General features: G+C 38.7%; 10 protein-coding genes. 2 read left to right on the top strand and 8 right to left on the bottom strand.

Annotation, left to right across the window (positions count from 1 at the left end; genetic code table 11):
* Nucleotides 1-48 precede the first annotated feature (48 nt).
* From RM541_RS03095 to RM541_RS03070, 6 genes are all read right to left on the bottom strand, one after another.
* Nucleotides 49-1,707 (bottom strand): glycoside hydrolase family protein, encoded by a 1,659-nt coding sequence (locus RM541_RS03095; protein ID WP_311498764.1) that lies wholly within the window; start codon nucleotides 1,705-1,707, stop codon nucleotides 49-51.
* A gap of 508 nt (nucleotides 1,708-2,215) precedes the next feature.
* Nucleotides 2,216-5,083: a glycosyl hydrolase 115 family protein gene (locus RM541_RS03090; protein WP_311498763.1), complete on the bottom strand. Its 2,868-nt coding sequence runs from the start codon at nucleotides 5,081-5,083 to the stop codon at nucleotides 2,216-2,218.
* A complete protein-coding gene (locus tag RM541_RS03085) occupies nucleotides 5,073-6,224 on the bottom strand; it encodes an endo-1,4-beta-xylanase (protein WP_311498762.1) in 1,152 nt (383 codons plus the stop codon). The genes RM541_RS03090 and RM541_RS03085 overlap by 11 nt, the downstream gene beginning before the upstream one ends.
* Before the next feature lie 21 nt (nucleotides 6,225-6,245).
* Nucleotides 6,246-7,421: a mannonate dehydratase gene (uxuA, locus tag RM541_RS03080; RefSeq protein WP_311498761.1), complete on the bottom strand. Its 1,176-nt coding sequence runs from the start codon at nucleotides 7,419-7,421 to the stop codon at nucleotides 6,246-6,248.
* 1 nt (nucleotide 7,422) lies between these two features.
* The gene (locus RM541_RS03075) at nucleotides 7,423-8,166 is read right to left on the bottom strand and encodes an SDR family NAD(P)-dependent oxidoreductase (protein WP_311498760.1); all 744 of its coding nucleotides are present in this window, start codon (nucleotides 8,164-8,166) and stop codon (nucleotides 7,423-7,425) included.
* An 86-nt stretch (nucleotides 8,167-8,252) separates the two neighbouring features.
* Nucleotides 8,253-10,418 (bottom strand): alpha-glucuronidase family glycosyl hydrolase, encoded by a 2,166-nt coding sequence (locus tag RM541_RS03070; RefSeq protein ID WP_311498759.1) that lies wholly within the window; start codon nucleotides 10,416-10,418, stop codon nucleotides 8,253-8,255.
* 444 nt (nucleotides 10,419-10,862) lie between these two features.
* Here RM541_RS03070 and RM541_RS17470 point away from each other — a divergent pair, with 444 nt between their 5' ends.
* The gene (locus RM541_RS17470) at nucleotides 10,863-10,979 is read left to right on the top strand and encodes a fibronectin type III-like domain-contianing protein (RefSeq protein WP_432264657.1); all 117 of its coding nucleotides are present in this window, start codon (nucleotides 10,863-10,865) and stop codon (nucleotides 10,977-10,979) included.
* 157 nt (nucleotides 10,980-11,136) lie between these two features.
* Here RM541_RS17470 and RM541_RS03065 read toward each other — a convergent pair whose 3' ends face one another.
* Both RM541_RS03065 and RM541_RS03060 read right to left on the bottom strand, forming a co-directional pair.
* The gene (locus RM541_RS03065) at nucleotides 11,137-12,192 is read right to left on the bottom strand and encodes a LacI family DNA-binding transcriptional regulator (protein ID WP_311498758.1); all 1,056 of its coding nucleotides are present in this window, start codon (nucleotides 12,190-12,192) and stop codon (nucleotides 11,137-11,139) included.
* A gap of 246 nt (nucleotides 12,193-12,438) precedes the next feature.
* Nucleotides 12,439-13,158 carry an NUDIX hydrolase gene (locus RM541_RS03060; RefSeq protein WP_311498757.1) on the bottom strand — a complete coding sequence of 240 codons (720 nt, stop codon included), beginning with the start codon at nucleotides 13,156-13,158 and terminating at the stop codon, nucleotides 12,439-12,441.
* Nucleotides 13,159-13,346: 188 nt separating this feature from the next.
* Here RM541_RS03060 and xylE point away from each other — a divergent pair, with 188 nt between their 5' ends.
* Nucleotides 13,347-14,957, top strand: coding sequence for a D-xylose transporter XylE (xylE, locus tag RM541_RS03055; RefSeq protein WP_311498756.1), 1,611 nt, complete (start codon nucleotides 13,347-13,349; stop codon nucleotides 14,955-14,957).
* Nucleotides 14,958-14,960: the final 3 nt, after the last annotated feature.

Below are 14,960 nucleotides of genomic sequence, written 5' to 3'. Positions count from 1 at the left end.
ATACTTTTTAAGCTATTCGTGGTTTTTTTATTCCAGTGTTTATCAGTATTAATTCAAGAATATTTCTTGCCTGAAGATCACTAGTTCCCGGTCATTTTGAAGCGTGGTTACTTTTACAGTGTACTCTACTCCTGTTTCAATTTCCTTATCTATGTGGAAAATTTCATTAGATTTTTCGAAAGAATTAAGAGGTGGAACTGTTCCTTTGGCAATTTCTATAGAAATGTTCTTCCTGATAAATTCAATTTTAATTTCTGCTTGCTTTGATGCTACCTGTCCAAAATTTTCAACCTCAACACTAACATCATATCCTCCTTTTACTTTTGTAAATACTGGTTTTTGTGCAGATAATGCTGGTTCTAAATAGTCTATCCCGGGTAAACGTGCATATCCAAAAAGAATTTTTCCCTCATTAGTTCTTCCCAATAATTTGGCTACAAAATTTTCTTGTGTCAATCCATTTCCGGTGCCTTCAAAGGTCAATATAACATCGGCTCCAATCTCTTGAATCTCTATCAACTTACTGCCCCTGCCAAAATCTACTTCTTCAGATGCCCCAAAACGGAGTGAGTTAAAATTTATGTCTTGATGAGGGTCAAACCCTTCTTCTGCAAGTATCTTAATTTTAATCTTTTGCGTTTCGCTATTGATATCTTTCTTATTAAGAATCTGAATATGGCGGCTGGGCAATAGAGGAATACTTATATTTTTTGAACTGTGGTTATCATTTCCTTTGTCCTCATTTTTTAATACATCAATAACTGCAAAATTTGCCTGTATTGCTCTTCCCAGCTTATCCTGAAGGATTTTTATACGTTCATACTTAAACCAATCTACTTGTGTACCATCTTCATATACTGCAATCCCCGTCTTATATGCCATTCCCGGGTCCACCTTCCAATTTATACCGTCTTTAGATCTCAAGTAATATGCAATTCGTCCATACCAGTCGTTCACAATCATATGGTACTGAATATGATCCCGCCAAACGACCGGATCTTCAAATCTTCCATCTACAGGCGGATATACACTTCCCTGAGAGACCTGATAATAAGGAGAAATACCTGTTTTACTAAACCATACTCCACCACCTCTACAAATCATTAAATAAGAGCCATCTTCACGTTGTGCAAAGGTTAAATTGGAAAGGCCTTCAATTACAGGCCGGTCTCTTGAATCAAAATCAAAGCTATGTTTATCCCAGGGTCCGTTAATATTTTGAGACATGTAGTAGCCATCTATAACATAGATAACATATCTCCCATCACTCAACCGAAAAATTTCCGGATTGTGACCGGGGCCAATCTCATTTTTCACTTTATATGGACCAATAGAATTTTCAGAAACTGACTGGACGACATGAGATTGCGGCCATTCTCCATGCCCTTTGGGAGAATCTTCCTTCCAGCGGGCAACAAATAGGTGATATTTGCCATCTTCTGAAACTTTAATATTTCCTCCCCAATAAGACCATTCTGAATCTTCAATACCATTGTTAACATCACGGGGAATCACATTCTCTGCTCCCCATGCATCTTTACTGAGGGGACTCTGTATTGGAATTGGAAGAAATAAATCCATAAATCTACCTCCTTCTACTAAACCATTCCATTCTTTAGGAATTTCCCGTTCAATTATTTGAGCATTAGTATTTACTGTAAAATTATATAACGCCAGAAAACAGAAAACAAAAATTTTGTTATTCATAATTTTATTTTACGAGTGATACATTGGTTTTTTAAACATTTATACTCGTTCTTTGATTTTTATGTTATGTAGCTTGCCTTTTTTAAGGCAAGCCAGGAATAAAGGTAAATATATTTCCGCTCAATTTTTGCAGTTTGTCACCGCTATATCTTTGAAAAATGCGTTTCCTAATACAGTGGGAGCCACGAAACAATGGAGTTTGAATGTTGAAACCAGCTTATTCAATTATTCTTTGCTCAATTTAGCAATCCGAAATTCCTTACGTGATATTCGTACTTGCCAGGAAGTCCACCAAAATAAACTGTACCAAGTCGGAATGAAAAAACGAGTGAATCAATTAAGTATTTCACGAATCAGCCAATAAGCTTGTAAAGGCGAATTATCACAATGGATGGGGAATGCCCGACGTATAGAAAATATAAATACAGGTCTACAATAGGCAGACCTGCATTTATATTTTATAAAGAAAAGCACTTATAATCCTGAAATTTCACGTGTATTTCTATTATTATTCCGCTTTGGCACTCATCGGTGGCCCTAAGTATGAATCTTCGACTTCACCTGTTTTAATAAGGATCTTCTGAAGCACGATTCCCGGATCTATTGCCCATATTTTAATATTATGCGCACCGTCGTTTTCAAGATTGAAACTTGTGGTTACAGTAGTAGCATTATTCGCTACCGAAGTGTCCCAATTGTCTTCTGTATCTTCCTGTAAATTCAGGATCTTTGGCTCCTTGCCATCAATGGAAACCGCAAAACGTAATCCGCCCCTGTCTAGGAAATCCAGGCTGGGAGATAAGGTAAATTCCACTTCAACTTCTCCTGAACTAAATGTATAGAAATCATAATTAAGCGACGGATTATTTTCGCTAAATTCTCGTCCGGGTTTTATTTTTCCAGAAGACATGGCAGAACCTGTTTTTCCTAAATTTGGGATTAACTGCCATTCATTGTTACCATTTGTTTTTTCTGAATATTCGTTTGCAGGGATGGAAACATATCCGTTATTCTCCAAAAATCCTTTAGCTTCTTCTGAAGGATTTCTTATAGAAACCAGAACTTCAACCTTGGTTTTTTTAGGGCCTTTTATGGTTAGCGCAACTTCATGTTCTCCTTCCGGAGCTTCGTCCCAATTCACACTCACATAAATGCGTTCCTGTTGATCTACTTTACCTTTTTCTGAAGAAAGTTCTATCCAGTCTTCTTTATTCTTGATTTTGTACTTAAACTTTTCCTGTCCTTTATTAAAAATATCTATGTAATACGTCTGGTCATTGTAAGGATCAAAAATGGGAAGCACCGCTTCCTGTCCTTTTGCGGCTGTTGTGGGCCACGAATTTGTAGATCCTTCCACAGCAATACCCATAGCCGCTTCTTCCGGTACTTCTAACCTTTGTACTTCCGGCATACTTTGTTCTTCCGGTTGTTGCCAGTAGGTGTAGCCAATATGGTTTTGCGACATCATATGGTTCCATTTTCCATCGGCCAGTTCGTTATGGTAGTATTCAGTGAGTTCAGCATCTTTTTCGTAATACTGCTCAACGTCATTTGCATAATTATTTGCAATTGCCCTGCCTTGCTTGGCGTATAACCTGTTTTTAGCGGTAGCCACATAGAGCCTGTTGAGGTTTGCTGAAGCTTTTACCGGAAACAAAACAAGCTGATAAAAAGCATCCCGGTATCGCTGCGGAAGTTTATCATAAATTTGTTCGGCCTGTTCTTCAATTTTAGAGAAATCTTCCAAAACCCTTTCGGCTTCGTTATAACTGGTGATGCTATAGGTTTCTGCGCTTAAAAGTTCTGGCTTTCTGCGGCTGTTGTACTTTGTATATTTTTCTAGAATATTAGCTGTTTCTTCAGCATATTCTTCCCCAAACTGCTTTTCTGCCCATTTCCTGGTGTACTTAGGAAGATCTTCCGCAGTAATTCGCTCAGGATCCCAGGCGTAATCCAAAAAGAAGCTGGTAGGAAATTCCATGGGTTTGATATCACCTACATTTACAATCCATAACTCTTCAGCTCCAAATTTATAAGCGAGGTTCATTTGTTCCCAAACCCTGGAAATCTGGGTGGTGTTAATCCATTTATAATTTCGAGGTCCACCTACGTAGTCAAAATGATAATAAATTCCGTAGCCGCCTTCTCTTTCTTCTTCTTCAGGATTTGGCAGTTTCCTGATGTTTCCCCAGTTGTCATCGGCCAGCAATAGCGTAACATCATCTGGTACGCGCATTCCCTGGTCGTAATAATCCTGAACTTCTTTGTACAGTGCCCAAACCTGCGGAGTCTCTTCAGCAGGTTTTCCGGTTACTTCAGCAATAATTCGGCGTTGATCTTCCACCACGTTTTCCAAAAGGTCAATCGCGGTGCCTTCGCTCATTGGTTCATCGCCATCGCCGCGCATACCGATAGTAACCACGCTTTCATTATCGCCCATTCGTTCCATTCCTTCTCTCCAAAATTGCTGAAGATTTTCGGGATTGGTATTATAATTCCAGTCTCCCTCACCATAGCGGCTCCACTCAACGTGTGCCCGCATTAAGGGTTCATGGTGGGAAGTCCCTATTACCACACCATATTCATTGGCGATAATTGGGTTTTTTGGGTCATCATCATAAAATGCCCTTCCCCACATTGCCGGCCATAAATAATTACCCTTTAGCCTAAGAATTAGTTCAAAAACATGCTCATAAAATTGACTGTTAAAGCCACCAAAGTTTTCTGTAGCCCAACCGGAAAGAGCCGGAGCTTCGTCGTTGATGAAAATTCCGCGGTATTTTACTTTCGGGGAGCCGTCAGTATATTTTCCCGCTTTTATGTACAAATTTTCGGCTTTATTAGCCGGAACATCTGCCCACCAGTACCACGGTGAAACCCCAATTTCTTCGGAAACATCATACATCCCGAAAATTGTTCCTCTTTTGTCACTTCCGGCGATTACCAATGCTCTTTCAACATTTGGCATTGGATTTTCCACTACCTGAATGGTATAAGTTTCCCATTTTCCGGTTAATTCTGAAACGTCTAACTTTCCGCTTCCTGCCAGGTGGTCGATTAATCGGCTTTTTCCCAGTGTACCTACAATAACTGCAGTTTCTGCATTTATTTCCCCGGAAATATTCAATTCGGGAAGCTTTCCGGTTACTCTTTCTATATCCTGCGTAAAATCTTCAGCAACGTGATGTACTCCTTTAAAATCATCAGAATCTACATAGATATTTGGCAATTCTGAAGCTGAAGCCAGTTCAAAAGATCCTTCTGTTTCAGAATATGTCACATAAGAATCCTGCCCAAAACTGAAAACCGGTATAAGAAACACCAGTGCTATTAATTGCCGATAATTGTAATTTTTGATACTGCTCTTATTCTTCATTTTCATCTGGGGTTTCTTCGAATTCTGTTACTTCATAATACGCCTCCTTTGGCTCATAATCCTCGTCGAAAAGTAACGGATAGTTTTTACGACCTTCTACCGGATAGTAATCCAACCAGCTGTATGCATCAGCAATATTCCAGAAAGTAAGCCCGGTAAGCACTCCTTTATAATCCCTGAAAACATCAAAAAACATTTTATACTTATCAACCTGTTGTTGCTGAAGTTCCGGGGTAAATTCATCAGATTCGTCTTCGCGCATTTCACGTCGTTCCTTTTCCCATGGATAAATAGAAACATCGAGTTCTGTAATTTGCACATCCAGACCTAAAGAGGAATACATATCTATGGCTTTTCTAAGTTCTTGTTCTGAAGGATCAATAATTGACCAGTGACCCTGAATTCCAACCCCGTCAATCGGAACGTCACGATCTACAAGCATTTTCAATAACTTGTAAATTCTATCCCTTTTTTCCGGAATAACTGCATTGTAATCGTTGTAGAAAAGTTTTGCTTCAGGATCTGCCTCATGAGCATATTCAAAGGCTTTAATGATAAAATCTTCTCCGGCAATGTCGTACCATTCAGATTTTCTCAAAAATTCATCAGGATCATCAGAAATTGCTTCGTTTACCACATCCCAGGCATAAATTGTCCCTTTGTAGCGGGATACCACAGTATCTATATGATTTTTCATCCTTTGCAGAAGTTCTTCCTTGCTTACCTGCCCGCCGTCTTCAGCTTTAAAAATCCAATCTCCGGTTTGTTGATGCCATACCAAAGCGTGACCCCGCATTTTCATATCATGTTCCCGGGCAAAATTGGCAATCTTATCTGCAGCTTCCCAATAATAGCGGTTTTGTTCTGGATGAATTTCTCCCATTTTCATTACATTTTCAGGTGTCATGCTGTTGTAATGCTGAAGAATAAGCTCTTTAGATTTCCCTTCAAATGAATTAGGGGCAACCGCAACGCCTACAGGAAAATATTCTGAATAATAATCTTTAAGACCTTTTTCCTGTTCCTGCTCTTCAGAAGTTGTGGCTACAACTTTCTCATTCTCTTCAGAATTGGACTTGCATCCTACAAAAAAAATGGTGCAAATAAGCAGAAGGTTGATGTTGTTATATATGTTCTTCATCTGGTGATAGATTTTTTTAAATTATGCTGAGGTTATACTTTTTTCCAGTCCTTTTTCAAGTCCTCTTAATTCGGCAAGTCCTTTTAATCTCCCGATTAAGGAATAACCGGGGTAGTAATTCCTGTGATCTTCGGCAGAATGCAGGTAACCATGATCTGGCCGCATTGGCAGACTGATTTTTTTCTCATTCATGTAAGAAAGGATACGGCTAACAACTTCCGCCATCGGAACAGCACCGTCCAGGTGATCTGATTCCCGAAAGATTCCGTTGCTCTCGTGCTTTACGTTTCTTAAATGTAGAAAATGTATCCTGTCTTTAGATTTTTCAAATATTTCAACAAGATCATTCTCTTGTCTTCCGCCAAGGGAGCCGGTGCAGTAGCAAAGACCGTTGGCTTTTATATCAACCTCCTTTAAAAGATGCTCAATATCGGCCTGGGTGCTTACCACTCTTGGAAGCCCCAAAACTGAAAATGGTGGATCATCGGGATGAATTGCCAGTTTTACTCCAGCCGCTTCGGCCACCGGAGCAACTTCAGATAAAAAATGAACAAGATTTTGTCTTAGTTTATTATCGTCTATATGATCGTAAGCCTTTAGCTGTTCTTTAATAATTTCCGAAGTAAAATTTTCAGAACTACCAGGAAGTCCCAGTAAGACATTGCTAAATAATATTTCTTTTTCTTCTGAAGAAAGCTTTTCACCGGTCTTCCTGGCTTCTTCTATTTCTTCTTCAGAATAATCTTTTTCGGCATTTTCCCTTTTCAGAAGAAAGAGGTCGAAAAAGGCAAATTTCGCAGGATGATACCTTAATACCTTAGAACCATCTTCATTCTCAAAATTGTGGTCTGTCCTAAGCCAGTCCAGGATTGGCATAAAATTATAGGTGATCACTTTCAGGCCACATTCTGCAACATTTTTAATGCTCTGCTTGTAATTTTCTATGAGCTGCTTGTAATTACCTGTTTGTCTTTTAATATCCTCATGAACAGGAAGACTTTCTATCACTTTCCACTCCAGGCCGGCATCTTCTATAGTTTTAATTCTGTCTTCAATATCTTTCACCTGCCACACCTCGCCTACCGGTACATGGTGTAAGGCAGTTACAATTCCTGTAACGCCTGCCTGCTTTAGTTCTTTTAAAGAAATAATATCCTGCGGCCCATACCACCGCATGGTTTGTGTCATGTTGTACATACTAAAATCCTATTGAGTTACCACCATCTATAGGCAGTATAGTTCCTGTTGTAAATTTAGATTCTGTCGTGGCGTAGTAGAAAACAGCATCTCCAATATCTGAAGGTTCTCCAAGCCTGCCCATTGGTGTCCTGGAAAGGACTTTATTCTTTCTTTCGGGATCACTGTCCAATGCTTTACCAGACATGTTCGTCTTTATAAATCCTGGTGCAACACAATTTACCCTGATTCCGTATTGGGCGAGATCTACAGCCATGGCACGCGTCATTCCTTCTATGGCGGTTTTACTTGCAGAATAAGCAATAACTTTTGGGATTCCATACTGTGCGGCCATAGAGCTGATGTTGATTATACTCCCGGAATTCTTCTCTTTCATAAATTTTGAAACTTCGCGGCTCATCACAAATACACTGGTCACATTGGTATGGAGGATCGACTGGAATTCCTCATCGGTTACTTCCATAAATTCCTTTTTCATATTGATCCCGGCGTTATTCACCAAAATATCGATGGTCCCTGCTTCTTTGGTAATTTTCGCTACGGCTTCCGGAATTTCTTTAAGATTGTTAAGGTCGAGAATAAAAGGTCTTGCATTTGGCCCGAGCTCTTCACAGGCTTTCATGGTTTTTTCCTCGTTTCTTCCGTTTACATAAGTAATAATACCGTTGTCACAAAACTTTTTTGCGGTAGCATATCCCAGTCCGGCATTAGCGCCGGTGACAATTGCAGTTAGATTGTTTTTCATTATAGTAATATTGAAATACAGCAATTTGATTGTTTAATTGCCATAGTTTACTTCAGTTAAATATTCACTTAGGGTTTAGAAATCAATTATTCCCAGGACGGCCTTATGCCTGGAGCAAAAGGAAATTCAAGGGATTTATAGTATTTAAGGTCATGTTCTGGTTGAGGTACAGTTTCCGGAATTTCCATGTTTGAAAACTCCTGAAAATAAGTAAGACACGCATCGCGCCACCATTTTGCTTCTTTAAGCTGAATCTGCAAAAACATTGAAACTTTTTCATAGCGTTCCTGATCTACATATTCCTCCATGTTCTTCCAGGTTTCCACCATCTCTTCTACATCTTCCACACCTTCCTGATAAGTGATAGCCAGGTTGTGCCATAAAGTTTCTCCATTTTTCATTTGGTAATCCCATGGTAAATGATGGAACCAGAGAAGATATTTCTCTGGAGTAGTTTCCGGGGAATTATATCTTTCGGCAATAGGATCTGCATATTGAGAAAGTGCGTCACTGCCGGAAGTGGTGCGGTCAAAACCAATACCATCAGTATCTGCTTTATGATAGTACACGGGATTCCATTCGGGTCTTGAAAGATTGCTCACCCATGGTCCCGGTCCATAATGATGACCTGTATCCATAATATGGTGTAAGCCCAGCGGAGTCATATATTTTACCACGGCTTCACGTGATTTTATCATTAAATCTGTAACCGGCTCTACAAATTCGTCTTCGTTGGTGAATGTCATTTTCAGCCATTCTTCAGCTATTTCTTCAGAACTCATGTAAGGATCCCAGGCAAGTCTTCCAAAGCCATACCAGCTACTTTGTCCAAAGGGATGTCCTGTCCAGTTTTTTGCAGTACCAATATTTGCCACTCCTGCGATGCCGGTAAGTTTTTTGTTGGAAAGGCTTCCATCAATAACTTTAGCTACTGTGGAATTTTCTCCATTCACATAAGTATCCTCCTCAAGGGTTTCTTCAAATAACTTCGGAAGATATACCAGGTGTGAAGCGAATCCAAGATATTCCTGAGTAATCTGAAATTCCATCATCAAAGGAGTATTGGGCATTGCACCAAACATAGGATGAAAAGGTTCTCTCGGCTGGAAATCTATTGGTCCATTTTTAACCTGAACCAAAACATTGTCCTTAAATTGACCATCGAAAGGAACAAATTCAGAATAGGCCTGTTTTGCACGGTCTTCAGGATCATGTTCAGAATAAACAAAGGCACGCCACATTATAATCCCATCGTGGGGGGCAACCGCTTCTGCAAGCATATTTGCTCCGTCAACGTGCGTCCGGTCATAATTATTAGGTCCCGGCTGACCTTCAGAATTTGCTTTTACGAGAAAACCTCCAAAATCAGGAATTTCAGCATAAATTTCATCAGCTTTATCTTTCCACCATTGTTTTACTTCAGCATTCAAGGGATCGGCGGTGTCCACATCACCACTTTCCAGCGGAGCAGAAAACCGGGCAGTTAAATACACCTGAATTCCGTAAGGGCGAAAAACTTCCGCAAGAGCTTTAACTTTTTCAATATATTGTTCTGTAAGAATCAGCGAATTGGCATTTACGTTAGTTAAAACAGTTCCATTAATTCCAATGGAAGCATTTGCACGGGCATAATCCGTATATTCAGGTTTAATTAATTCCGGTAATAAGTGCCAATCCCAAAGAGAAAAACCGGCATATCCGCGCTCCACAGTACGATCCAGGTTGTCCCAATGGTTTAATACGCGTTTCTGAATTTTTGGAGAATCGATAATTGCCAAATTTGAGATATCATTATGTAATTGCATCTCTTTTATAAGGCGGAAGCTGCCGTAAAGCACTCCAACATCTGTTTTTCCGGTAATAAGTGTGATTTTATTGCCATTATTACTTAAACTTCTTATAATATAACCTTCAGAATTAATTTTTCCGAGATCGGATTTTACAGAATTGCTTAGATCTGAAGGAAGCTGGTCGATATTTGCCAAAATAAGGAGTCCGTCCCCAGAATTGGCATTTTTCAATTCCTCATCAAAAAAAGAAGTATACGCATTAGAAATTTCATGACGGGAGGCGTCCAGTGTTGGGGAATTTCCAATAACCTTAATTCCGGTAAGCAAATTAAGATAAGATTGACTTAGACCGGCATCCTGAATTTCTTCATACTGGAGCCACAAATCGTAGTCGCTTTGGGCATTCGTAGCCAGTGGGAAATAAAAGATAAGGAGCAGTAGAGAGATTTTTTTTAGCTTCATGGAGATATTTTCAAAAATTAATTAACCTAAAATATGGATTGAGTCGGGAAATTAGGTAAAAATAGGATGTAAACAAAATTTTTGGCGCAATCGGTTGCGTTAAATTTTATTTTCTGCTTTATTTATTAAAGAAAATACTATATCTCCTTATACTTTTTGCTAACTTCTAATTTGGAATACCTGAAAATTTCGTGAACCACTATTCTAAGCGCGCCTTCCTTCTTCCAGTTCTAATAAGCTTTTGTCTTATATAAGCTCAGGAAAATAGTAATTTTGAATCTACGAATTCAGAAAACCAACATTAGATATTACTGATAGTGGATGATTTAATCAATCGATTGATACAGGAAGAAAAGACTTACTAAAATAGCTGTTCTGGGAATTTCTGGAGTACTTGAAGGAGAAGAAGGAGAGTCAATTGCTTCATAAAACTTTGGGGACAGGTTGGAGCCCGGTGCTTCCGAAGAAATTAAGTTTAAAATTACCCCCGAAATGATGGAGCTTGTAAACGAAGAAGAAGTACGGATTTTAGAAAAAGGAGAATTTACAATTTACATTTGAGGATCTACTTCGCACGAAAGAAATGTGGAAATTGGGAATCTGAAGATGAGATACGGATGGTTGTATCGTTTTTTAGAAATAGGCTATAAGGTAATAAAGTAGGGTTCTTCAGGTTCGGTATTTAAAAAAGATAGTTCATAAAGGCATATCCACTAAGCTATTTTCCTTCCATGAGTCGGAGAGCATTTATCTTATTGCTTGAACTTCTTACAATAATTTCGGTATCCAACATGGTAATTTCAGAAACATCTGAATCCAGTTTTTTTGAAGAATGATCCAGAATTCTCTGCGCAGAAATTTCACCCATTTTAGTTGCGGGATGGGAAACAGTAGATAAAGCAGGTTCTACTACAGACGCCATGGGGTCATCATTAAATCCTATTATTGCAAGCTCTTCGGGAATTTTAATCCCTTTATCTTTGGCAGTTAAGATAGCACTTACTGCGGCGGTATCATTAGAAGAAAAAAGGCCATCTGGAGGTTGAGGTAAATTCAGGAGCATTTTCGTCGCTTGACATCCTTCTTCAAAGCCCATTGTATCCAAATGGATGATTAGTTCATCTGCCACCTCAAGATTATTTTCCCTTAAAGCATCGAGGTGCCCTTTTTTGCGGAGGTTATAAACATTTAGATGTTGTGCGCCGGCAAAATGCGCAATCCTTCTGCACCCCTGATCTATAAGATGCTGCGTGGCCCTATATCCTGCTGTATAATTGTCGATTATAACCCTGTAAGAATTAAATTCGGCAGGCACACGGTCTACAAAGACTATTGGGATGTTTTGATCTACAAACTGCTGAAAATGGTTTGTATTTATGGTTTCCATACTAAGAGAAACTATAAGTCCGCTAACCCTGCTGTCATATAATGCCTTGGCATTAGTAACTTCATTCTCATATTTGTCATTAGACTGGCTTATAATAACGTTATACCCAGCTTTTCTTGCTGTATTTTCTACTCCGCTGATTATTGAAGCACTAAAGGGGCGATTGATCCTGGAGACGAGGATACCTATGGTCTTGCTCTTATTATTCCGAAGGCTGGCTGCCAGACTATTGGGGCGATACCCCAGATCTTTGGCGATCTTGTGTATTTCTTTGGTAGTTTTTTGGCTTATACTTTTATGGTTGTTAAGTGCCCTGGAAATAGTTGATGGGGAATAATTTAATACTTTTGCAAGATCATAAATCGTAACTTCTTTTTTTTTCTTCATTCGTGTACTCTTAAAGGCAAACAACAAAGATTTTGTATTGCGCAGGAATTTCAAATATAACAAAAGTCTGGAGTACTACGTCTCCACTGCCTTAAGTAATAGTAAAAATAACACTTATTTTTTTTAGAATAGAGGAAAAGTTTATAGGTTGCGCAAAAGTTGCATAGAAGATTATGTTCCTTTTTGGAGTAAATTGAACGTAATAGAGATATAAGAAGAAGGTTAAAAAGGTATTCTTCAGAGAATTTAAAACTCAAAGCTGAAGCCTTTTTCCGTCAATTTTCTATAAATAGTATTATCGAATTGATAAAGTTTTGCGGCCCTGTGAGAAACATCTTTTTGTTTTTCATTAAGGTCGACCAAAAGCTTCATTCTCAAGATTTTTCTGCGGAAGTTGGGCTTATCCATTTCCATATCCAGTATTTCTTCATATAACTGCATGAGTTGTAATAAAGTAAATTTTTCTGGCAGTAAATTAAATCCTATAGGAGCCTGTCTTACCCGTCGTCGCAATCGTTTTAGGCTGTAATTAAGGATTTCATTATGATCATATATCAAGTCTGGTATTTCCCGAATCTTAAACCATTTTGCTTCTGAAGCTGTAAAACCCGCTTTTACGTCATAATCCTCCCGTTTAATGAGGGCGTTGTAACCAATGGTGATGACTCGGCCTACAGGGAAGCGTTCAGGATCACCAAAAGCTTTTAGCTGTTCAAGATAGATATTATTAAGCCCTGTAAGCTCGCGCAGGAGCCGGTGGGCTGCGGCATCTATTCCTTCATCTTCTTTAATCCAACCTCCGGGAAGTCCCCATTCGCCTTTTCTTATTCCTCTCCCGTGCTTGACCAGCAGGATTTCCAGACTTCCATTTTCAAAACCAAATACAACACAATCTATTGTTATAGAACTCATTACTGGTGTCTCAGTTAATTCACCAGATTCTTCATTTATTAAGAATTTTTTCATTAGACTGCTAGTTGGAATGTAACTATATTGTATTTTTCGAGTATGTATTTTCAGATTAAATAGAAATACAAGTTTGCATATTAAGAAATTTTAATAAAAACCCCTAATTAATTGCTAAAGTAAAAATTAATATTTAAACTTGTGGTCATACAAACTATAAGTTTCGTTTTAAGTAATCTTACAAAGGAATGACAGAAAAAATTAGTCAAAAAAGTGTTTACCTCATAACCATCGTAGCCAGCCTTGGCGGATTGCTTTTTGGTTATGACACTGCAGTAATTTCTGGTGCAGTAGGGGCGTTGGAAAATTCATTTATTACCTCCCTGGAAAATAACCTTACAATTGCAGAAAATAGTATTTTCCAATTTAAAGTCATCATTAGTATATGTATACTCGCAATTGGATTTCTGTTCGCTTCATTTATTCTAAAATTTTTTAAGCGTAGCACTGCGTATATTATTATTGGTGGAATTCTTCTTTTAGGTGGTGCTATTTATTATTTTCAGTTTTTGACCTTACCAGGTGTTTTAACAGAAAATTTACGGAACTCTATTTTAGGTTTTATGGTAAGCAGTGCTCTTGTAGGTTGCATAATTGGTGCCTCCCTGGGAGATAATGCTGCAAATTCTATTGGTCGTCGAAATGGCCTTATTTTAGCAGCACTTCTTTTCCTTCTTTCTGCCTGTGGATCTTCTTATCCTGAAGCCATGAACATTTTCCCCGGGAACTTTCTGACTTCTTTTATTATCTACCGTATTATTGGAGGAATAGGTGTGGGGCTTGCCAGTATGCTTGCGCCTATTTATATAGCTGAAATGGCTCCTGCAAACATTCGGGGTAAGTTAGTTTCGTTTAATCAATTCGCTATTGTGACAGGTATGCTTGTAGTATATTTCGTTAATTACTTTATCGTGAGTGGTCAAACAGAGGCGTGGATCAACGAAACGGGATGGAGATATATGTTCTTATCTGAAGCAATACCGGCACTTTTATTCTTATTATTCCTGTTTATGGTCCCTAAAACACCTCGTTTCCAAACGATGAAGGGTAATGAAGAAGATGCGATGAAAGTTCTTACAAAACTGAACGGTCCCGACAAAGCATCACAGATCCTGACAGAGATTAAAGCTTCTTTTAGTCGTACCAAATCTCACTGGCTTTCTTATGGCTGGACTGTGGTTATCATAGGCATCGTACTTTCGGTTTTTCAGCAATTTGTGGGTATTAACGTAGTGCTTTATTACGCTCCTCAGATCTTTGAAGGAATGGGAATGGAAACCGATGCTTCCATGCTGCAAACAATAATCGTTGGAGCTATAAATATGCTCTTTACAGTACTTGCTATAATGACAGTGGATAACTTCGGAAGGAAAAAACTGATGATGATAGGTAGTGCAGTAATGGCTATTAGTATGATAGGACTTGGTTTTGCTCTTTACTTACAGGTTGAAGGTTTGCCGGCATTACTTCTTATGCTATTATATATCGCGGCTTTTGCGATGTCCTGGGGTCCAGTTACGTGGGTTTTGCTATCAGAAATTTTCCCGAACAAGATAAGGGGGGTGATGGCTGTGGCTGTTGCTGTACAATGGTTGGCAAATCTTTTGGTTTCCTGGACTTTTCCAATGATGAACAACAATGCCGCACTTGTTGAGGCTTTTAATCATGGTTTCTCCTACTGGATATATGGTGTAATGGCCTTTCTTTCCCTGGTGTTTATCTGGAAATATGTGCCTGAAACAAAAGGAAGAACATTGGAAGATATGGAAAATCTTTGGATTCAAAAAAAGAGAAATTAAGAT

The organism is Autumnicola psychrophila, assembly GCF_031846645.1.
GTDB classification, from domain to species: Bacteria; Bacteroidota; Bacteroidia; order Flavobacteriales; family Flavobacteriaceae; genus Autumnicola; species Autumnicola psychrophila.
This window is presented reverse-complemented; position numbering and strand designations above follow the sequence as displayed.

Bases quoted from the DNA above. Each gene is read 5' to 3' on its own strand.
- RM541_RS03095 (WP_311498764.1), bottom strand. From the start codon at position 1,707: ATGAATAACAAAATTTTTGTTTTCTGTTTTCTGGCGTTATATAATTTT.
- RM541_RS03090 (WP_311498763.1), bottom strand. From the start codon at position 5,083: ATGAAGAATAAGAGCAGTATCAAAAATTACAATTATCGGCAATTAATA.
- RM541_RS03085 (WP_311498762.1), bottom strand. From the start codon at position 6,224: ATGAAGAACATATATAACAACATCAACCTTCTGCTTATTTGCACCATT.
- uxuA (WP_311498761.1), bottom strand. From the start codon at position 7,421: ATGTACAACATGACACAAACCATGCGGTGGTATGGGCCGCAGGATATT.
- RM541_RS03075 (WP_311498760.1), bottom strand. From the start codon at position 8,166: ATGAAAAACAATCTAACTGCAATTGTCACCGGCGCTAATGCCGGACTG.
- RM541_RS03070 (WP_311498759.1), bottom strand. From the start codon at position 10,418: ATGAAGCTAAAAAAAATCTCTCTACTGCTCCTTATCTTTTATTTCCCA.
- RM541_RS03065 (WP_311498758.1), bottom strand. From the start codon at position 12,192: ATGAAGAAAAAAAAAGAAGTTACGATTTATGATCTTGCAAAAGTATTA.
- RM541_RS03060 (WP_311498757.1), bottom strand. From the start codon at position 13,158: ATGAAAAAATTCTTAATAAATGAAGAATCTGGTGAATTAACTGAGACA.
- xylE (WP_311498756.1), top strand. From the start codon at position 13,347: ATGACAGAAAAAATTAGTCAAAAAAGTGTTTACCTCATAACCATCGTA.